The following is a 19,732-nucleotide window of genomic DNA, read 5'->3' on the forward strand; positions in this document are numbered from 1 at the left end:
GTGTGAGCCGAGCCCTTCGTGGTGATGAGGTGGGGAGCCTATGAGGAGGCGTGGTCCGAGGGCTCCAGCGGAAGAGCGACCACGGGTCCTTCGCCGACGCCGATGAGCAGTCCCGTCGTGGTCAGGGCGGTGAACCTGTCGAGACTCTCCGGGTGGAGCCAGGCGGTTTCGTGGGTACGGAGATCGATCGCGCGCAGCCCCGCCGCACCGTGCTTGTAGATGTACTTGTCGCCGACAGTGGGTGCCACCTTCAGCTCGTGCCCGGACGACACGGGATTCTTCTCCCGCCACAGGAGTGCGCCCGTGTCTGCGCTGATGGCCACGAGACCCGGCGCTCCCGCTGCTTCCACCGCGTAGACGACTCCGTCCTTCACCGTGGGAGGTCCGTACGCGGTCACGTTCGTTCCCTGGTACCTCCAGGCTTCCTTGCCGTCGGTCATGCGCCGCGCCCGCACCGCGTCCGACGCGGTGTAGAGGTGCTTGCTGTCCACGGCGACGGGACTGCGGGCGGCATCGTCGGCGTTGAGGCCGAGGGGTGCCCGCCAGACGCCGGTTCCTGTGCGCGTGTCGCAGACGAGTACGTCGACCCCGCCGGATTTCGTACGGAAGAAGAGGACCAGGCTCGAGCCGATCGCGCGCACGCCGGTCACCCAGGGGTATTCCCCGGGCACAGGCTCGTCCAGGACCAGCTCGGTGCGTCTCTTGCCGGTCGAGAGCGAGAAGGAGGCGATGAGCCAGCCTCGTTCGGGACCGACGCCGCTCGACTCGTCGGTGTCTTCCTTCCGCACCCGCGCCGTGAGCAGCCAAGCGACGTCACCGCCGACGCAGAGAAGCTGATTTCCCACCAGCTTCCCGTTGTATGCCTTCTCGTTGACGGCCGGATCCATCAGCGAGCCGTCGTCGAGGTCGATCTGCGCGATACGCAGTCCTTCTCCCGGGGACAGGGAGTAGTCCACCGCGAAGAGCTTCGTTCCGTCCGTGGCCACGTCCCAGGAACTCAGCACCGGGTTGCCGGACCAGAGACTCCGCCCGCTCGACGCCTCGACGGCGCTCACTCCGGCCTCGGTGGTCACGATCAACTTGTCGCCGACCACCAGCGGACGCCCCAGCTCGGCGGGTGCCGCCGTTGCGATGCTTCTCCGCCACAGAGCCGCAGGAGCGTTGCCCGAGCCCGTGGACTTCGGCGTGTTCGGGTCCCGCTCTCTCGTCGCTGCCCACACACCCGCGCCGATCCCTGTCGTGGCCAGCAGTGAACTGCCGCTGACGGTGAGGAGCTTGCGGCGGCTCATGCCGGGCGCGGCGGTGACCGGGACGGTCTCGGCGGTTGCGTGATCGGCGGGGGTGGGAAGCCGCTCCGGCTGGTGCTGCCAGACCTCCGATGCCCGCCGGGCTATGTCTGCCAGTAGTGCATCGGGCAGATGGTCGGCGAAGTGGCCCTGACCGCTGTGGAGTTGGATGGCGAGTTCATGGGTGGTGGGCCGGCGGGCCGGGTCCTTGGCCAGGCAGGGGCCGAGGATCGGGGCCAGGGCCTGGGGGAGGCCGGTGAGGTCCGGGTCGGCGTAGCGGACGCGGTAGAGGAGGTCCGCCGGCTGTCCGGTGCCGAAGGGACCGTGGCCGGTGGCGGCGTAAAGAAGGACTCCGGCGAGGGCGAACACGTCGCCCGCGGGGGTGTGTTCCTGGCCGATGGCCTGCTCGGGGGACATGAAGGCAGGGGTTCCGGCGGCCGCTCCGGTGCGGGTGAGGTGGTCGTCGCCAAAGGCGCGGGCGATGCCGAAGTCGATGATCTTCGGGCCGTAGGCGGTGACCATCACGTTCGAGGGCTTCAGGTCGCGGTGGACGACGTCGGAGGTGTGGAGTTGGGCGAGGGCTCCGGCGAGTGCGGCGCCCAGGGCGCGTACGGACCCCTCCGGCAGGGGGCCGCAGAGGTCGATGGCGTCGTCGAGGGGCGGGCCGAGGACGTATTCGGTGGCGAGCCACGGGGTGGGCGCCAGGGGGTCGGCGTCGACGACGACGGCGCCGTGGTGGCCGCCGATGATGCGGGCCGCGTCCGTCTCCAGGCGGAAGCGCGTGCGCGACGCCGGGTCGGTTGCGATGGACGGGTGCATGGTCTTCAGAGCGACGGTGCGGCCGCCCGTCGAACGGGCCAGGTAGACGGTTCCCATGCCGCCGTGGCCCAGCCGCGCGAGCAGCCGAAAGCCCGCCAGCCCGGCCGGATCGTCATGGGTCAGAGGGGAAAGCATCGCGTCAGATCCTGGCCGTCCGTGAGATCGGAGTACTGACTTCCGCGGCGAGGACCTCCGCGGACTGGCGCGCCATGGCCGCGACCACCCGGCTCGGCAGCCAGCCCGGCCCCAGCAGCGCACCGGCCGAGTCCAGGACCGTCGCCATGGGGGTGGACGACGCTCCGGGCAGCGCGCGCAGCACCTCGGGCGCGGTCGGGCGGGCGGCGGCGTCGCGCGTCAGGCAGCGCGCGACCAACGACTGCAGTGACTCGGGTAGTTCCGCGGAGTCGGGGACCGAGTGGCCGGTCGCCGCGTATGCCAGAACCGCACCCAGTCCGTAGATGTCGCCGGGCGGCCGGGGCCGCCCGCCCGATGCCTGCTCGGGGGCCAGGCTGCCGGGCTCGAGCCCGGGCAGGCCGGTGCGCTGCTCGCCGTCCGGGGCCGCCGCGCGGACCGCGCCGAAGCAGGTCAGGCGCGGTCCGTCCCAGGCGAGGAGTACGGAGGCGGGGGACAGGCCGGCGTGCGTGATGCCGATGGCGTGCGCGCCCGTAAGGGTCTCAGCCAGGGCCGCGCCCAGGGCTCGGACCGTGCGCTCGGGCAACGGGCCGCCGTGTACGGCGAGCGCCACCGGGAGCGGGAGTACGGGAAGGTACGGAGAGGCGTACCAGGGGGTCTCGGACGGGGCGGCAAGCTCGGCGACGGGCAGTACCCACGGGCCGAGGAGCCGGCGGCCCGCGTCGGCCTCGACGAGGAAGCGCCCCGGATCGGCGCCGTCGAGTGGCGCGCTGATGAGTACCGTACGGTCACCGTTCGCGCTGCGCCCGATGAACCGGCGTACGGGGACCGGCAGTTGGCCGGGGCCGCTCGGGTCGAGACGGGTGATGAGGTGGTACGGGCCGATCCGTCGCGACCCGTCCAGAAGTGCGCTTTCCGTGCGTGCTCGTTCCATCTGCGAATACCCCCAGCCACGACAACGGCCAGATGAGACTACCGGCGTGACGGCGCGGGCCTACGGGAGGGTCGGGGCGGCGGGCCTCAGGACCGGCCGGCCGGCTCGGGACGAAGAAGGAGCGCATGCCTGACGGCCCGGAGCACCCGTGGCACCCGCAACTGCCCGGGGCAGTGGAACGGTCTCCAACGGCCGTACGCGCCGGCACGTTCTTCCAGCCCGGTGCGCACGGTCCGCGAGGAGCCGCCGGTGCAGGTCTGTGAGGTTCACGTAACGGCTGCCGTGTCGTGAATCAGCTCTGGGAAGCTGCTCTCCCGGGCGTCGCGGATGTCGCAGCTGATCAAGGTGCGGAGAGCGGGCCACATGTTGATCAGCAGATCCTGGTTGCGACAGATCCTGGTTGCGGTACTGCACCAAGTCGTCGTGCATGCGGTGCGCACGGCAGTAGCGATGTCCTCCATGCGCTGCGGGTTCTCGGTCGCGACGTCGAGGTCCTGGCTGAGCCGGTCGGCCAGTCCGTGCGCTGAACCGCGTAGCCACCGGTAAGCGCCAGAGGGTAGGCACCGCCCACGGCGAGCACGTCTGTCAGCAGGCGGCGGTGCAGGTCCGTGAGGTTCACGCAGCGGCCTGAGCGCTGTGAGCCGGCTCGTCGAAGGAGCTCTCCCAGACCTCACGGACATCACGGCTGACCAGGGTCATGTGGCATTCCTCACAGCGAAAGCACAGCCAGTGAAAGCAACTGCACCCTTTCGTCTTTTCTGTCTGTCCCGGTGTTGTGGTATTGGCCGGAACAGGTGAAAAACTCGTGACGGTCGACCGTTGCCCCGGCCATACGATCACCTCAAGTCGCATCTGCGTGTCCCATTCCACTGCGACCCCTTCTTCTCTTTTCGGACCCCGAAGGGCTCTTGTGAAGATTCGCCGGATTCTTGCCACAGCTGTTGCCGCCGCAGTGACCACGCCTGCTCTCCTGCTGTCGGTCACCCCCGCGTTCGCCGACGACAAGCCGGCAGCGCAGACGCAGGAGAAGCCGTCCGTCGCGGAGCTGGAAAAGGCCGCCGCCGCAGCGAAGGCGGCGTACGACGACGCCGTGGCGGCCGAGAATGCCGCCCACGCGGCTCTGGAAGCGCTCCTGTCCGACACCGCTCCCCTGGCCGTGGCAGCCAAGGCCGCCGAGGCCGCGGCGGCCGACGCCGCCACCGCGAAGACCGACGCCGACCAGGCGGTCGTCGACGCCAAGGCGGCGGTCGACGCCCTCCCGGAGACGGCCACCGAGGAGGAGAAGACCGCCGCGGCGACGACTCTCACCGAGGCGGAAGCCGCCGCCGCAGTCGCCGCCGATGCCAAGGCCGCCGCCGATGCCAAGGTCGTGGAGGCCCTGGACGCGCGTGACGACGAGCGGGTCGCCGCAGTCCGGACGCTGGACAAGGCGCAGAAGGCCACCAAGGCGGCGCTCGCTGACAAGACCGCCGCCGACGAGGCGCTGGCCAAGGCGAAGGAGGAGGCCGGTGAGGGCGGCGAGGACTGCGTCCCCGAGGCCAAGCTCACCACGGTCGTCACGGGTCTGCCGTCCACAGTCGTCGCCGGCACGAAGGTCAACTTCAATCTCCGGGTGGCCAACGGCACCGACAAGACGATGGACGAGGTGCTTCCGTTCGCCTACGTCCACGCGACCGACAAGAGTGGGCTCAAGGACATCGACGACCTGGTGCACCTGCAGTGGTCGTCCGCCTCGTCCTCGACGTGGAAGACCGTCGACAACGAGCACTACATGGACGCCATCAGCCCGCTGAAGGCGGGCGCCCACGCCGACATCCAGATGCGCCTCACGGTCGACGCCTCGGCCCCCGCGGGCAACGGCATCACCTTCGTCGCCGGTGACTACTTCAACGACAACGGCACCTGCGGCGGGAACCCGGACCTCGAGGGCTACGAGTTCCTGATCGCCGCCGCGGGCAGCAAGCCCGGCAAGGTCGACGACGCCAAGCCCCGCACGACCAAGCCGAAGACCTCGGACCTCAAGCCGCAGAGCGGCGCGTCGGCCAGTCCCGTGAGCGGCAGCCTCGCCGCCACGGGCTCGTCCTCCGCGACGCCGCAGCTCGCCCTCGCGAGCGGCGCGGCCCTGGCGATCGGCGCGGGCGCGGTGTTCGTCGTACGCCGTCGCAAGGCCGGCTCCCACGCCTGACGCATGAGCCGGGGTGCCGACCAGGCACCCCGGCCCACGCGCTGACCGCCCAACGGGCCCGACACCGAGCGGTGTCGGGCCCGCTGCGGTGACACGGCCGCCCCGGCGCGTAGCCACCTGCAGACCAACGCCTACGGGCCCGGAGTTCGGAGCGCGGCAGCAGGGCCCGTAGCAGGAAGTCCAGACCTTCTCGGCAGCCCGCCTGGCGTCTGCTGGGCTCCCGCACCGAGGCGCCGGCCGCCTGCGGCACACCGCCCTCGTGCCCGAGACGAGCTACGCCTCTCCACCGACTTCACGACTCACTCGCGAATAAAGCCATACGGGCCGAGGGCACATCGCTGGCCGATGTCGCCCGTGACCTCCAGTTGAGACCCGCTGATCTCAGCGACCTCATCTTCGGCCTGGTGGTCACCGCGCAGGATGGTGGACGCAGCGGCATCCGCTCTGATGCCGCGTGTCGACCGCAGTTGTCGGTGGTCCGATGGCCCAGCACTTTGCGGACGAAACGAAACGCTTCCCCACGATGAAGTGACGTAGGCCCCACGAAACGGATCTCACTATGCGAGGCTCGCCGCCGCCGCGCCACCGATGTGGTGCGGCGGCGGCGGCCGCTTAACCGGAGCATTTCTCGGAGTTGGGGCACGCGGAGGGCACGGCCCGATCGGAGAGGCGACCGCCGTGGTTCGCTCGATTGGGTCGCCGGGTTGCCATTCGAACAAAGCCGCCCGCATTTCACTTGGCGGCTGACTTGGTTCCGAAAACCCCGCCGAAGCGGTGAGTCACCTCTTGGGCCTCACCTCTTGGGCCTCACCGTATTTCTCTACGGGGGCTGCGTTTCGCTGGCGATACGAGAGGATTTGCCTGTTGTTCTGTCGGAAGAAATTACTCGGAGGGTCGACTGTACTATCGTGAGAGCGAAGGTGTGCGTAAAGGGATTGGGCGTTCGTTTTCATGGTATAGTCCTAATGAATTTACAGGACGCCACGAAAAAAGGGGAATGGCGTGAATACCGAGAAGGTTACGGCTCGACGTCTTACGGCCGGAGAGGTTTCGGAATTGGGCCTCCAGGACGGCATCTTCGTCTCGGCGGAGATGGATGGCCTTCCTCTCGACTGCTACGCCCCGGCTTTCCTTACGAAGCCGGGTAAGAATTTCGAGGGAGGGTCCTTCACTGCGAGGACGATCTTCGGTGAGGAAATTCATGTTCTCCCGGAAAATGTCGAAGAGCGTGGGATCTGGATTGCCGACAAGGCAGGGGAAGAAATCGAGGTTCTCCAGAGTGCCGGCGTCCTCCTGAACCTCGCCCTTTTCGTGCCCGACGGGAACAAGGAATCCCTGGATTCGCTCTACTCCGCCGCACGGGACGCGTTCGGCGCGGGGATTGTTCAGCGTTGGAGCGAGGAAACCGTCGCGGTGCCGGACGTCAGGGTCGACCTGTACGAGGAGCCGGCCCGGGGGCGGAAGAACACGAACAGCCAAAACCGCGACCGCCGTGCCCTGGACATCTACCCGACCCGAGTGCGGTTCCTGGAGCCCAGCGATGGCTGGAGGTTCATTGTCGAACCGCACAAGGAGATCGTCGATGACACACCGACGATCTGACCTGATGGCAGGTTAGCCTCGATCTTTCGCGGGAGCCCGTCAGCTTGCTGACGGGCTCTTCTTCGTTTGTTGGGGCGTGTGGGCAGGCCGCTGGCCCGATTGTCGCGCTGGGTGGGCGCCGGGGTTCATGTTTCCGGTGGGATGGTTCAGGCTCGTCGGGACAGGCGGATCTGCTGGTCAACCGGGGTTCGGGAGGGCGTCGAGTCGCTCGATCGCGCTGGTGATGACGTCGGTCCGGTCCCAGTGGTGGGTGAATCGCAGGTGCCGGCGGCGGGCGGTGGTGATCAGCTGGGTGGCGGCCGAGCGGGACGGCCATCGGCCCTGCTTCGCGAGCCATTCGACGCATGCGTGGGTGCCTCCGCCGCAATCCGTGCGGATCAGCGTCTGCCGCCCTCGCCGGCACCTTTTCGCGGCCGTTGCGCCCCCTCATCTGTCGCGGAGCTCCTGCGTTTGTCGCCGGGACCCTGCGGATTCGTCTGCGATCGGTAACAGAGGGATCCTGTGCGGGCGTTCGTATGTCTTCATGAGGGCAGGGCATCGGCGGAGGCAGCAAAGGGGTGGGCGGACATGGCAAGGCACAAGGGAAGGGGATGGCACGGGCGGCTTCTCGCGGCGGCGCTCGGGGTGACAGCGGTGGCCGCTGCCACCTCGGTGTGGACCGCGCAGGCCGACCCCGCCGGAGGGCGGCAGCCGCAAGCGCGTGTCTCGGCGCCGGACGCCCGGCCTCAGGACCGGACCGTGGCCAAGGTCGCGGCGGACATCGCGCACGCCTCGGACCGCGGCGCCCGGGGCGTCAACATCACCATCGACGACGGACCGGACCCGGTCTGGACGCCGCAGGTACTGCAACTGCTGAAGGACAGCGGTGTGAAGGCTACGTTCTGCATGGTGGGCACGCAGGCCCAGGCACACCCGGACCTGGTCAAAGAGGTCGTGGCGGCCGGGCACCGGCTGTGCGACCACGCGGTCTCGCACGACACCGCCATGGACACCAAGTCCGAGGCATACCAGTCCCAGCAGATCCTGGATGCCGAACGCATGATCACCAAGGCGTCCGGAGGCGTCCGGCCGCAGTATTACCGGGCCCCGGGCGGTGCTTTCACCCCGTACAGCCGGCAGCTCGCCGCGTCCCGGGGGATGCGGCCGCTGGGCTGGAACGTCGACTCCAAAGACTTCGAGCGTCCCGGTGTGGACACCATGGTCGCCACCGTCAAGAGCGAGATCTCCAACGGGCCGACCGTCCTCTTCCACGACGCGGGAGGGGATCGCTCCCAGACCTTGGCCGCTCTGCGCGAGATCCTGCCCTGGCTGAAGCAGCAGGGATACTCCTTCGGCTTCCCCGTGCGGTGAGTGAGGCTCGCCCGCACTGACATCAAGACCCGCCCCCCGGCACCGGCAGACAGGCATGAACAAGTTGGTCGTCGCAACGTCCGACCAGTCTCGGGCGATCAGGAACGGCTGGACGGCCACGGAGGGAGATGATCCGGCCGTGGGGTAGCGGGGTGTGGTGGCGCAGGTTCCGGGGTTCCCCGCTGTGCGGGCCGGGGCCGCGGGTGAGGAGCCGTTCAGGCCCCGTGCGTCAGCCGTACGTCGTCCACGCCCAGCAGGCCGAGGAGGGGCACCTTGCCGACCCGCTGGTCCGGGTCGACCACTAGTCCGGAACCGCGGATGAGGTCCAGCAGCAGTTCAGCGAGGGGCATCACCATGTGCCGGCCCCAGCAGCGCTCCGACGAGTGACCGAAGGGCAGGTAGCCGGGGGCGGTGTCGGGGTCGAGATCCTTCCAGCGTTCCGGGCGGAAGCTGTCCGGGGCGTCCCACAAGGCCGGGTCCCGGTGGGACAGCAGGGGCAGCAGCAGGACGTCGTCCCGCTCGCCGATCCGGTCATCGATAACGGGGTATTCGGGCGAGGCATTGCGCAGGATGTTCCAGGAGGGCGGCAGCAGCCGCAACGCCTCATAAATGATGTGGCGGTTGGGCGTGCTGTCGTCGAAGGGCGATCCGAGCCACAGGGCGTTGGCGACGAGCGTGGAGACGGTGAAGCACACCGGGGCGGCCGCCCGGCGGTACATACCCATCGCGTACCGGCGTTCCTGGTAGCCGGTGGCCCCCGACGCCCGCCCCGCGAGCCCGGTGAGCCGCTCGCCGGGCCGGGGCCAGCCGGGCAGGGCGGCGCCGACCGCGATGACCGACCAGGTGAGCTTGGGGGTCAGTTCGAGGTTGCGGCTCATGAGCAGGCGCAGCCGGTAGGGATCCTGTCCCAGGATGAGGTCGCGCAGGAAGAGGTGCCCGGTCAGCGGCCAGGAACCGGAGAGGTCCACGTCTTTCGGCGCCGGCTTGGCCAGCGCCTCGCGTACGTCATTACCGATCGTGCGGGTGACGCCGGAAGCCTCGCCGCGCGATATGGAATGTCCGTGCAGCGGTTTGAAAGTGGGGCGTTCCGTCTCGGTGGCCCGGCGTGCGGCGAGGATGCGGTCGGCGACCTCGAATCCCGCGACCCCGATCGTGTCGGGTTCCAGCCGGAAGACGTCCCGGCCCAGGTGGTCGTCGATGAGGGCGGCCAGGCGCGGGGCGAACACGGTGGTGCGCGGGCGCACTGTGGATGACGGCGGCATCGTGGGCTCCGGTGCGGTGGGAAGGGGTAGCCGGGTGGAACCTTGCGGCTGAGCGTTGTCCGGCGCCGCCTCCCCAGAGCAGGCGGCGCCGGACAACGGTGTCACCTCGGCCGCACAGCAGCGGCGCGGGTTCAGTACCAGAGGTACCAGGCGTTCGCCTTGAGGCTCTTGGTAGCTGCGACCTTGTTACGGATAGCGAAGAGAAGCTTCATCACTGCACCTCCTCTCGGGGGACGTCACGCATCTCGGCGGTACCGGCGAGCCGTGAAATGGTCCACAGGTTCGATAACGCGCAGAAGCTACCCCACCCGGTCACACGGTAACCACAAGCAGCCAGAAGCCTCAGCAGGCCCTGAAACACTTCAGCCGCAAGGGCTCCTGACGATCCATCACCACGCGTCCCGTACACCGCCCTTGGCAGACACGCCCAGTGGCGCGGGCCCGCGCTGACCGGTGTGACCGGCCCCGGCGCGGACCGGCACCGGCCGGAGCTCGACGGGCGGCACCTGGCGGCGGTGCGCACCCGGCTCGAGATCGACCTCGAACTGGGCCGCGAGCAGCGGATACTGCCGGAACTGCGGTCGCTGGTGGACACCCATCCGCTGGACGAGCACCTGCGGCTGCTGCTGATGACGGCGCTGTACCGATGTGGCCGCCAGGCAGACGCAATCGTCTCCTGTCCGGAGTGCCTGAAGCTGCTCCGCGGCGAACTGGGGGTGGATCCGGATCCCCGGTTGCAGGAGCTGTACGGCCGGATTCTGCGCGCCGACGAGACGCTGCTCTCTGCCTCGGCCGTTTCCTCGGTACCGGCGCAGCTGCCCGCCCCGGGCGCGGCGTGCGTCGGCCGGGCGAAGGAACTGGACCGGATGGACGCTCTGCCGGACGGCGGCGTCGTGGTGATCTCCGGGATGGCCGGGGTCGGCAAGACCACGCTCTCGCTGCACGGGGCGCACCGGATCGTCGACCGGTTCGGCGACGGCCACCTCTACGCGGACCTGCACGGATTCGGCCCCGGACGAGATCCGAAGCCGCCCGCGGAGATCCTCGACCGGTTCCTCCAGGCGCTCGGGGTCGCGCCCGGCGAGGTGCCCGACGATCTCTCGGTGCGCTCCGGGCTGTTCCGCACGCTGACCACCGGGCGGAGGCTGCTGATCCTGCTGGACAACGCCGCCGGGGCCGACCAGGTGCGCGACCTGCTCCCCGGCGCCGGCCCCGGCCTTGTCGTCATCACCAGCCGCGGGACGCTTCCGACGCTGCTCACCCGCGTCGGCGCCCGGCTGCTGGTGCTGCAGCCGCCCGAGGACGAGGAGGCGCTGGCGTTGCTCGCGGCGCGGGTCGGTACGAACCGGACACGCGCCGAGCCGGTCGCCGCCCGCGAGATCGTCGCCCGTACCGGCGGCCTGCCGCTTGCGCCGGCCGTGGTCGCGGCGCGGGCCGTGGCACAGGAGCACCTGCCGCTGTCCGCGATCGCCGCCGAACTGCGCGAGGCGCACGGCATCTCGTGGTCGCCTCCGCATCCGCTGGGAACGCCGAGCCGGCAGCTACGAAGCCTTCCTCAAGCGGTCCTGCTGCTTGATCATCCACCGGCAGTTCAACTCATTGCGCCACTGTTATTGGCACGCGAATGGCGAGCACTATGAAAATGGTCTGGACAACAAAAACCCCCGGGTCGTTGACCTGGGGGTTCGTCGTGGAGCGGGTGACGAGAACCGAACTCGCGCTCTGAGCTTGGGAATCACCGGTGCCTGCGACGGCCACATATGCCCTGACCTGGCGCTACACCGCGCTGGGGGTGCTCCCGGTGTGGTCTCTCGGCGCCCCTGTCTACCGCTGTTGACCGCTCGGCTGGGCACGGATGGGGCACGAGCATCGGGGCGCTGTGCCGTCCACCGCGGTTGCACACCGATGACCATTTCGATGAGGAGGTGCCGAGACACACCTCCGCGGGCCGCCGACGAGTCATAGGGAGATGATCCGGACGTGATTACCGCAGAGTTTTGTCATGTCGCCGCTGTCGGATGTCAGCAGCGCGACCGGCCTTGGCCTCGCTCATCCTTCGGCTCCGAGAACCCCAGCGTGAACATTCGTCAGACGCCGCCTAGCGGGGGATGGCACCAGCAGCCCCGGACCGTGACAGCGACACCTCGTCGGCGAGCTGCCGTACGACGGCCATGTCGCTGAAGGGAAGCAGCTCCTCACCAATGATCTGGTGCGGCTCGCTGCCCTTCCCCGCGACGAGGACCACGTCGTCGGGCCCGGCGCCGGCGAGGGCGAAACGGATGGCCTGACTCCGGTCGGGGATCCGCTCGAACGGGGTGCCGGTCAGGGCGATGCCGGGGGTGATCTGGTCGAGGATCCCTCCGGGATCTTCAGTGCGGGGGTTGTCGGAGGTGAGGACGCAGAGGTCGGAGAGCCGGCCGGCGATCTCTCCCATGGCCGCCCGCTTGGTGGTGTCGCGGTCGCCGCCGCAGCCGAAGACGGTGATGACGCGGGCGGTGGCGAAGCCGCGGATCGTGGTCAGGACCTTCTCCAGCGAGTCCGGGGAGTGGGCGTAGTCCACGATCACGGAGGTGCCGAGCGGGGTTACGTGGCGCTCGAGCCTGCCCGGGACCGGCGGCATCAGCCGTAGGGCGGCGACGAGGGCGCCCAGGTCGTGGCCGAGGGCGTGGCAGGCGGCGACCGTGGCGAGGGCATTGGACACCGAGAACCGTCCGGGGACGGGGATGGACGCAGGGTACGTACGCCCCTGGTGGTGGAGGGTGAACCGGCTGCCGGTGGCGTCCATGGAGAGGTCGGTCGCCCGGTAGTCCACGTCGGCGTCGGTGTCCAGGGCGTACGTGGTGACCGCCCCGGCCCCCGGCATCAGGCGCTGGATCCCGGCGCTCACCGGGTCGTCGGCGTTGACGACGGCATGGCGGCACAGGCCCTGGAAGAGCCGCAGTTTTGCGTTCCGGTAGTTCTCCATCGTGCCGTGGTCGTCCAGGTGATCCTGGGTCAGGTTGGTGAATACGCCGACGTCGATGTGGGCGTCGTCCACGCGGTGGGTCAGCAGCGCCATCGAGGTGGCCTCCAGCACGACACTGCCCGTGCGGCGGTCGCGCATGTGACCGAGCAGGTACTGCAGGTCCGGCGACTCCGGCGTGGTCAGGACCGAGTGCGGCATCGGCACCGGGTCGTCGCCGATGCGGCTGCCGGCCGTCCCGATGACCCCGACCCTCGCGCCCTCGGCGATCCGGAGGACCGACTCGACCATGTACGACACCGAGGTCTTTCCGTTGGTGCCGGTGATCGCCACCATGTCCATCGCCCGACCGGGCTCGCCGTAGTAGCGGGCGGCGACGGCCGAGGCCGCAACCCGGACGTCCGGTACGCCTACGACGCACACCCCGTCCGGGACGACGACGCCCGTGTCTTCCACCAGGACCGCCACCGCTCCGAGTTCCACGGCACGCGTGATGGCTTCGGGGCCGCCTTCGCGGTGGCCCGGTACCGCGATGTACAGCGAGCCACGGGTCATGCGATGGGCGTCGAAGTGCATTCCTGCGCTGATTCGCGTTCCGACGGCGCCCTGAAGCACCTGGTGGGTGTGCCCGTCCAGCAGTTCGTTTAGTTTCAAAGCTGTCCCCTCGGAAGCGGAGCTCCGGTACACCGGTTTACGGCAGGCCGGAAGGCCGCGGTGATGACCATGGACCTGGCTGTCCGGTACCTGGAGTCAGGCACCCGACTGTCGGGGATCGCGCAGGACGTGAAAGAAATCCGGGCACGGCAGAATTCGGCTCGGCGGCTCGGTGCTGCGCGAGTCTACGCCTGCACATCGGGGGAACGGTCAGTCCCGGTCCGGCCGGAGTACGCCGGAGTACAGTGATGATTACTGAGAGCACCTCGTACGTCTGCTGCCATGCCGGCGTCGTTCTTGGGTACGCCGACAGGGACACGCCATGGGCGTGATCACACAGCACGCACCCCGCCTCAGAAATAGAGTCACCGTGAATCACGATCGGTCGCTGCCCATCAGGCTGCAACTGCTGCCCCAGGCACCGGGCGGCACAGGCTGGACGGCGCGTGGTGGCCCCGTTCTCATAACCTCTTCCGCGAACTGCCCGATCTGCTGGCGGCGTTGGACGAGCGGTGGCCGTACGTCGACAGGATCATGGTGAGCCGGCCCCTGTGGCGCACCGGGCTCAGCACGCTGACCCTCGCCAACCGTACGGTCCACATCAACCGCTCCGACGCCGGGGAGAGCCCGAGTGCGATCTGCCTGCTCTCCTACGGCGCCGGGCGCTGCGATCTGCTGGTCGTACCACCCGGCGCGACACCCGCGGAGGCGGACCGTCTCATGTCCTCGGTGAGCGCCCACGACGAGACGCGTGCCGGACAGGCCGGAAGGGCCCGGCCGCGGGTCACTCGATCGCGATGGCTCCTTGTCCTGCCGGCCTTTCTGGAGAAGGACCTCAAGCGGCATCTGGCCTGGTACGCGGAGAAGCAGCCGGACGGAATCCTGTTCGTGGGGGAGCGGGGCAAGCCGTTCCGGCGCTCCACGTTCGGGCGGAAGTGGCGGAAGGCTCGAGTCAAGGTCGGGCTGCCGGAGAGCTTCCGCTTCTACGACCTTCGTCACACCGGACACACGCTCTCGACGCAGTCGGGCGCCACGCTCAAGGACACGATGGTCCGCGCTGGGCAGTCCTCCGAGCGTGCCGCGCTGATCTACCAGCACTTGAACCTGGAGCGTCAGCGGGACGTGGCTGACGGGATCGGCGCCCGCGTTCGCGCCGAGCGGGAGAAGGCTGCGATTGCGCCCGACGGTCAGGCATCGGGCACGGAACGGGCACGCGACGCCTGATCCGGTCTAGACAACAAGAAAGCCCCCGGCCAATGGCCTGGGGCTTTTGCATGGAGCGGGTGACGAGAATCGAACTCGCGCTCTGAGCTTGGGAATCACCCGTGCCTGGATTCGATATCCGGTCTGGTCTGCGAAAACACGACCATGCGTGGAATCCTCGGCCCCCACTGGGCGCCGTTGCTGACCGCTGCCTACCGCTCCGACTGGCACGCAGTGGCACGGCCGGTCACAGATTCAGGACCAGGCGTCATGGAGGTCTTCGGGCGTGAGAGTGGGGACGCCGTCGGCGGTACACCCGCTGCGGGTGACGGCGAGCAAGGGGGTGGTGTCGTCGGCGCCGGGAAGCTGGGAGCGGTGAGTGATGAGGCGGGCGAGGTCGCGGTTGTCGAAGGGCTTCTTCTCCAGCCACTTGACCGAACCCACGAGGGTGATCTTCTTGGCGATGGGGGAGCGGTCAGCGCCGACGATGTCGATCTCCGGGTCGTTGGTGCGGGTCCAGTAGCCGCTGATCGCATGGGTGCCCGCGGGCAGCTGTCCTTCGTCGGAGCCCAGCCGCCACAAGGCTTCGCGGATAACAGGCTCGATGGCCCTGCCCCGCCAGGACGTCCAGCTGGCACGGATGGTGTCGAGGACGCGGTCCCCACGGCCGCGTTCGACCGCCGTGATGCCGGGGCCGATGAAGGAGAGCCAGAAGCGCAGGTACGGGTCGTCGATGCGATAGCGGGTCTCGCGGCTGGGTTTGGTGGAGAGGGGTAGTTCGGCGGCGACCATGCGGCGGGAGGTCAGGAGTTCCAGTGAGCGGGATACGGAACTGGGGTTGAGGCCGCCAGCGGCTCTGCCGATCAGGGTGAAGGTGCGTTCGCCGTGGCCGATGGCGCCGAGGACGGTGCGAGCCTGCGCCTCGGTGGGAAACTCGGCAGCCAGGGTGCGTTCGCCGCTGACGAGCAGGGCGGACGTCGGTCTGCGCAGGGCAAGTTCGAGGTACTCCCACAGCCCGGCGCCGTGTGGCCATTCCTCCAGGATGAGCGGGAGCCCGCCGGAGATCAGGTAGGCGTCGAAGGCGTCGGCGGGCGGCAGATCGAGCATCGAGGCGACCTCTGCCGGATTCAAAGGCGGCACGACCATCTCGGTACCCCGCTGGTAGAAGGGCCGCCCGTAGGTGTTGAGCTGTTCCATCATGGCGATGTCGGAGCCGATGAGGATGAGCAGAACGGGCAGCTTCGACAACGTCCGGTCGAACGCTTTCTGCAGCGCACCCTCGAAGCTTGGGTCCTCGCGTACGAGGTAGGGCATCTCGTCGAGGACCACCACGCTGGGAGAGTCGGTGGGCAGCGCGGAGGCGAGCATCGTCAGCGCGGCGTCCCAGGTCAGGGGGGCGGTGAAATCGCCGAACTGCGCCGCGTCGGGAAGCCGGGAGGCCGTCACCTCGGCGGCGAAGCCCACCAGATCCTCCTCGCGAGAGCCTCCGACGGCAGTGAAGAACACATGCGGCAGCCCGGCTTGCTCCAAGAACTCCTCCACCAGGCGGGACTTGCCGACACGGCGGCGTCCGCGGATCAGCACGGCACGTCCGGGCCGCCCGCTGCGCCCGCCGGTCTTCACTGGTTCTAGCAGGTCGTCCAGAAGAGCGAGTTCGGTGCGGCGCCCGATGAATCCGTTCACGGCAGTCCACCTCCAGGGTGCAGCCCTTGATACTTCCATTGAAGATACTATCATCAATGGAAGTGTTGCATCGCGGGTGCGCGGAGCGCGATGACGCCGACCGTGACATCGACATTCGGTAACCGAGGGTGGCGGCAGGGTCCGGCTGCGGCATCCCGAGCCGGGAATGCTGGCGGCGCGGGACAGCCGCGCGGCGGTACTCCCACACTGTTTCCAGTGGTCGGCACGATCGCTCCGCGACTTCTCCGACCAGTCCGCCGTCCTGGCTGGGGCGCGGCCTACGGGGGTGCCTTCGGGCGGGCCGCGTCTGCCGACGATGCTCTCCTGCCTGGTATTCGAATAGAGACGGCGCACCGAAGGGCTCAGTCGGTTGCCACGCTCAAAGTCACGATGGTCCGTGCCGGCCAGTCCTCGTGGGGCGTCTTGCAGGGAACAGCTGCATCATGCTGAGTGGTCAGGCCGATCCGCAGACGCCGCCCCCACTGAGTACCCGAATCTTATGCGGCTGTGGTCGGTCGCTTAAACTCCCAGTGGATCTCGGGGCGGGCCAGCGCGAGCCTGCGGAGCATGTTCTGGAACCGTTTCTCATTGGTCTGAAACTGCCCGTGCGGGCCCTTACTGAGCGCGTCCATGATGTAGTCGAGCGCCGCACGCTTTTCAGCGTCGGAGGCGAGCACACCCACGTCAAGGACGAGGAGTTCGGGCCTGTAAACCACGAAGGCCCAGCGTTCGTCGGAGTAGAGCAGGCGTTCTGGGAACGTGCGCAGACCTCGGCGCACAATCTGAGTACGGATCGCCTGCAGGCGCGTGATCCGCAGGCGATCCATCCCTTCCCGGTCGCGCACCCAAGCGTTGCGGATGACGACAGCGCCGTTGTTCTTGTCCACGGCAGCTTCGATCGAGTCGAGCGTGCTGCCGCGTACGTAGACCATGGACGCGCCTTTCTGTTAACCGTTTGTTAGCAGGAGACATGGTCGCTGTCACAGCACTTCCATGAACCGAATTGTTGAGTTTCCGACCCCCAGGGTTGGCTTGAGTGGTATTGCGGATGTTCGGCGGATCTCTTCATCGGCGGCGACGGCCTGGCTTGCCGCAGCCGGAGGGATCGGCTGGTGGCGGATCGGGTGAGGAGTGGTTAAGCGGGGCGACCGCGGCTGGCAAATGCGTACTCACCGTGAGCATTCTGTTCATCCTGGTGGCGCAGACCACATCAGGGGAGTCTCAGAATCCGATACACCTTTAGCTGTCGCGGTGTGATCTGGTCCGTCGTCTGCCTCTTCGGCAGCGGATCTGGGCGACTTGGGGCACGCGGAGGGCACGCCGCTCCGCAGGACGTCTAGGCAACAAGGGAGGCCCAGGTCATCGACCTGGGGCTTTGTCGTGGAGCGGGTGACGAGAATCGAACTCGCGCTCTGAGCTTGGGAATCAACCAGCATTTGATCGCCAGGGATACCTCTGACCAGCGAAAACCCTGTGCGGATGTGCTCCCGGCCAGCAGCTGGATGACGCCCGTAGTGACCGCTGTTTACCCCTACGGATGGCACCTAGTGGCACGCGGCACTCGTAGAGGGCCCGGGCGGGGCAGTCTCTTGCGAGAGGCATGCCGGTGCGGCTGGCTCTCCCCTCTCTGCCAGCCTGTGGTGACTCCTGTGGTGTGGACACCGGATCTGATGGTCCGGGCCGGTAGTCCTCACAGAAGGCTCAACTGATCCAACAGCACTCCACGCTGGAGCGTTGAGCGCCATCTCGCTCAGGACATCGCTGCGCACGTCTGCGCTGGGCGCAGTGTTCCCGGGAGCGCAGCCCGGCAGGCGTGAACGGCCGCCCATTTCGCGGAGCCCCGTCTCCTACGACGCCCACGATGCCGGCCGCGGCCAGGTCCGCTTCACCTTCTGCAAGAAGGACGAGGTGCTCAGCGAGGCAGTGGACCGGCTGCGGCAGCTCCGGGGCTGAGCGCTGCGGGGCCGGGGAGAGCCCAGCGCAGCACCGCGAGCCCGGGTACGGCTGCAGCCAGCAGGGTGCCGTCCGGGGACAGGGCGAGTGCGGTCACCGGACACCGACAAAGCACGTGCAGGACCGCGGGCGGGGTGGAGCCCTCGGGGCGCCACAAGGTGACGGCCACGCCTGTGCCGGACCCCGCCGGACCGGCGTGGGCGGCGACAAGGGTGCCGTCCGAGGCGAACGCCAGCGCCTCGACGGCCCCTTCGCCGGACGGCTCCGCTCCCGCCCACAGCTCCCGACCGTCCGCGCCGGCCTCCCACAGGCCCACGCGACCGTTCTCGTCCCCGACGGCCAGCACGGACGCGTCCGCAGCGAAGGAAAGCGCGCGCACGGCGCTGCCGCGGCTCGCCGGCAGCGGAACCCGCGTACCCGAGCGGAGGTTCCACAGCTGTACGGTCCCGTCCGCGCCTCCCGTGAGCAGCCCCCCGCCGTCCGGTGAGAAGGCCAGGGCGCGCAGGGGGCCGCCGTCGCGGGGGAGTCCGGCCTCCTGGCCGCCGGTGGCCGCGTCCCGGACCGTCACGGCGCCGTCCTTGTCCGCGCTCGCGAGGAGCGACCCGTCCGGGGAGAAGGCCAGCGCGGACAGCGGCCGTTCGCCGGTCAGCCGGTGCCGCAGCGTACGGGAGACCGGGTCCCAGAGACCGACGGTCCCGTCGTCGTACGCCGCCGCCATGAGCATGCCGTCGCGTCGGAAGGCGAGCCCTTGGGCGGGGCGGCGGTGGGTGTCGGCCAGCGGGAGCAGCGGCATGGGTTCGCCGGAGCCGAGGTCGGCGGCGCGGGCCCGTTCGGCGAGCGTGACCGTCGGTGGGACGGGCGCGGGGACCAACGCGGGGACAGCGGAGGCGTGTTCGGGGGCGTACGCTGACGCGGGAACGGCGGGGCCGCAGCCGGGCTCGGAGGTCAACGCCTCGGCGGCGGAGGCGCGTTCACGCGAGGAGGCCAACACCGGGGTGGCGGGGCCACTGTCACGCCTGGGCATCAACATCGAGGCATTGATGCCGGTTTCGGGCCCCGGCGCCGCCACCGGAACGGCGGGCTCCCGCTCCGGCGCGGTCGCCGGTTCGGGGCCCGCGAGGCCGTGTTCGAAAGCCGAGTCCCTTGCCGGGACAGCCGCTTCGCGTGTCGCCCGTGCGTACAGCTGGAGGCGGCGGTCCCCGTCGCCGGTGGCGCACAGCACGCCCAGCCGGGAGAACGCGAGCGCGGCGACAAAGTTGGGGCGGGCCGGTACGAGTTCGCCCCATGGCCGCAGGCCGGCCGGGTCCCAGAGCCGTACGGAGCCGTCGCCGCCGGCGGCGGCGAGCACGGTGCCGTCAGGGGAGAATGCGAGCGCCGTCACATGGCCGCTGCGGTCCGGTGGCAGATCACCCAGCGGCCGCAGCTCGCGCGGGTCCCACAGCCGTACCGTGCCGCCCGTGCCCGCGGCCGCCGCTGTCCGGCCATGGGGGGAGAAGGCGAGGGCGAACACGCTCCCGCTCCCGATCGCCACCTCACCCCTGCCCGCCCCCGACACCGGATCCCACAGCCGAACCACACCACCGGCACCCGCCGTCGCCACGACCCCGCCGTGGGGGGAGAAGGCGAGGGCGAACACGCTCCCGCTCCCGATCGCCACCTCACCCCTGCCCGCCCCCGACACCGGATCCCACAGCCGAACCACACCAC

The 19,732-nt window shown here is 69.2% G+C and carries 12 protein-coding genes and 6 pseudogenes; 8 read left to right on the top strand and 10 right to left on the bottom strand.

The window, feature by feature from the left end; translation table 11 throughout:
- Positions 1-38: 38 nt before the first annotated feature.
- The 3 genes and pseudogenes from ACFVV1_RS05735 to ACFVV1_RS05745 all read right to left on the bottom strand — a co-directional run.
- Complete coding sequence (locus ACFVV1_RS05735; protein WP_389984934.1) at positions 39-2,240, bottom strand: protein kinase; 2,202 nt, start codon at positions 2,238-2,240, stop codon at positions 39-41.
- Positions 2,241-2,244: 4 nt separating this feature from the next.
- Complete coding sequence (locus tag ACFVV1_RS05740) at positions 2,245-3,171, bottom strand: serine/threonine protein kinase (RefSeq protein ID WP_389984937.1); 927 nt, start codon at positions 3,169-3,171, stop codon at positions 2,245-2,247.
- A gap of 434 nt (positions 3,172-3,605) precedes the next feature.
- Positions 3,606-3,790 (bottom strand): annotated as a pseudogene (locus tag ACFVV1_RS05745) (nucleotidyl transferase AbiEii/AbiGii toxin family protein); the annotation flags it as partial.
- A gap of 291 nt (positions 3,791-4,081) precedes the next feature.
- Between ACFVV1_RS05745 and ACFVV1_RS05750 the strand changes: the two are divergent.
- From ACFVV1_RS05750 to ACFVV1_RS05760, 3 genes are all read left to right on the top strand, one after another.
- Positions 4,082-5,356: an LAETG motif-containing sortase-dependent surface protein gene (locus tag ACFVV1_RS05750; protein ID WP_389984940.1), complete on the top strand. Its 1,275-nt coding sequence runs from the start codon at positions 4,082-4,084 to the stop codon at positions 5,354-5,356.
- A 1,002-nt stretch (positions 5,357-6,358) separates the two neighbouring features.
- Positions 6,359-6,958 carry a hypothetical protein gene (locus ACFVV1_RS05755; RefSeq protein ID WP_389984943.1) on the top strand — a complete coding sequence of 200 codons (600 nt, stop codon included), beginning with the start codon at positions 6,359-6,361 and terminating at the stop codon, positions 6,956-6,958.
- A 567-nt stretch (positions 6,959-7,525) separates the two neighbouring features.
- A complete protein-coding gene (locus ACFVV1_RS05760; RefSeq protein ID WP_389984946.1) occupies positions 7,526-8,308 on the top strand; it encodes a polysaccharide deacetylase family protein in 783 nt (260 codons plus the stop codon).
- 215 nt (positions 8,309-8,523) lie between these two features.
- Here the strand turns inward: ACFVV1_RS05760 and ACFVV1_RS05765 are convergent, their stop codons facing one another.
- Positions 8,524-9,570 carry a cytochrome P450 gene (locus tag ACFVV1_RS05765; RefSeq protein ID WP_389984949.1) on the bottom strand — a complete coding sequence of 349 codons (1,047 nt, stop codon included), beginning with the start codon at positions 9,568-9,570 and terminating at the stop codon, positions 8,524-8,526.
- Between the two features lie 131 nt (positions 9,571-9,701).
- The gene (locus tag ACFVV1_RS05770) at positions 9,702-9,782 is read right to left on the bottom strand and encodes a tryptorubin family RiPP precursor (protein WP_351032151.1); all 81 of its coding nucleotides are present in this window, start codon (positions 9,780-9,782) and stop codon (positions 9,702-9,704) included.
- A 225-nt stretch (positions 9,783-10,007) separates the two neighbouring features.
- On the opposite strand from ACFVV1_RS05770, the pseudogene ACFVV1_RS05775 reads away from it, so the two are divergent.
- Both ACFVV1_RS05775 and ACFVV1_RS05780 read left to right on the top strand, forming a co-directional pair.
- Positions 10,008-10,988, top strand: a pseudogene (locus ACFVV1_RS05775) (BTAD domain-containing putative transcriptional regulator); the annotation flags it as partial.
- A gap of 88 nt (positions 10,989-11,076) precedes the next feature.
- Positions 11,077-11,175: pseudogene (locus ACFVV1_RS05780) on the top strand (IS5/IS1182 family transposase); the annotation flags it as partial.
- 354 nt (positions 11,176-11,529) lie between these two features.
- Here ACFVV1_RS05780 and ACFVV1_RS05785 read toward each other — a convergent pair.
- Both ACFVV1_RS05785 and ACFVV1_RS05790 read right to left on the bottom strand, forming a co-directional pair.
- Positions 11,530-11,616: pseudogene (locus ACFVV1_RS05785) on the bottom strand (DNA-binding protein); the annotation flags it as partial.
- A 52-nt stretch (positions 11,617-11,668) separates the two neighbouring features.
- A complete protein-coding gene (locus ACFVV1_RS05790) occupies positions 11,669-13,186 on the bottom strand; it encodes a UDP-N-acetylmuramoyl-L-alanyl-D-glutamate--2,6-diaminopimelate ligase (RefSeq protein ID WP_389984952.1) in 1,518 nt (505 codons plus the stop codon).
- A 435-nt stretch (positions 13,187-13,621) separates the two neighbouring features.
- Between ACFVV1_RS05790 and ACFVV1_RS05795 the strand changes: the two are divergent.
- Together ACFVV1_RS05795 and ACFVV1_RS05800 are read left to right on the top strand one after the other, a co-directional pair.
- Positions 13,622-13,903: pseudogene (locus tag ACFVV1_RS05795) on the top strand (DUF5994 family protein); the annotation flags it as partial.
- A gap of 48 nt (positions 13,904-13,951) precedes the next feature.
- Positions 13,952-14,410: pseudogene (locus ACFVV1_RS05800) on the top strand (tyrosine-type recombinase/integrase); the annotation flags it as partial.
- Between the two features lie 234 nt (positions 14,411-14,644).
- On the opposite strand, the gene ACFVV1_RS05805 reads toward ACFVV1_RS05800, so the two are convergent.
- Together ACFVV1_RS05805 and ACFVV1_RS05810 are read right to left on the bottom strand one after the other, a co-directional pair.
- Positions 14,645-16,072: an ATP-binding protein gene (locus ACFVV1_RS05805; RefSeq protein WP_389984955.1), complete on the bottom strand. Its 1,428-nt coding sequence runs from the start codon at positions 16,070-16,072 to the stop codon at positions 14,645-14,647.
- Positions 16,073-16,569: 497 nt separating this feature from the next.
- On the bottom strand, positions 16,570-17,004 hold the full coding sequence (locus ACFVV1_RS05810; RefSeq protein ID WP_389984958.1) for a hypothetical protein: 435 nt from the start codon (positions 17,002-17,004) through the stop codon (positions 16,570-16,572).
- Positions 17,005-17,806: 802 nt separating this feature from the next.
- Between ACFVV1_RS05810 and ACFVV1_RS05815 the strand changes: the two genes are divergently transcribed.
- On the top strand, positions 17,807-18,025 hold the full coding sequence (locus ACFVV1_RS05815) for a hypothetical protein (RefSeq protein ID WP_389985185.1): 219 nt from the start codon (positions 17,807-17,809) through the stop codon (positions 18,023-18,025).
- On the opposite strand, the gene ACFVV1_RS05820 is transcribed toward ACFVV1_RS05815, so the two are convergent.
- The coding region (locus tag ACFVV1_RS05820; protein WP_389984961.1) for a WD40 repeat domain-containing protein at positions 17,985-19,732 on the bottom strand (1,748 nt) is incomplete at its 5' end. The two genes, ACFVV1_RS05815 and ACFVV1_RS05820, sit on opposite strands and share 41 nt — an antisense overlap.

Source organism: Streptomyces sp. NPDC058092 (assembly GCF_042884935.1).
In the GTDB taxonomy this organism is placed as follows: domain Bacteria; phylum Actinomycetota; class Actinomycetes; order Streptomycetales; family Streptomycetaceae; genus Streptomyces.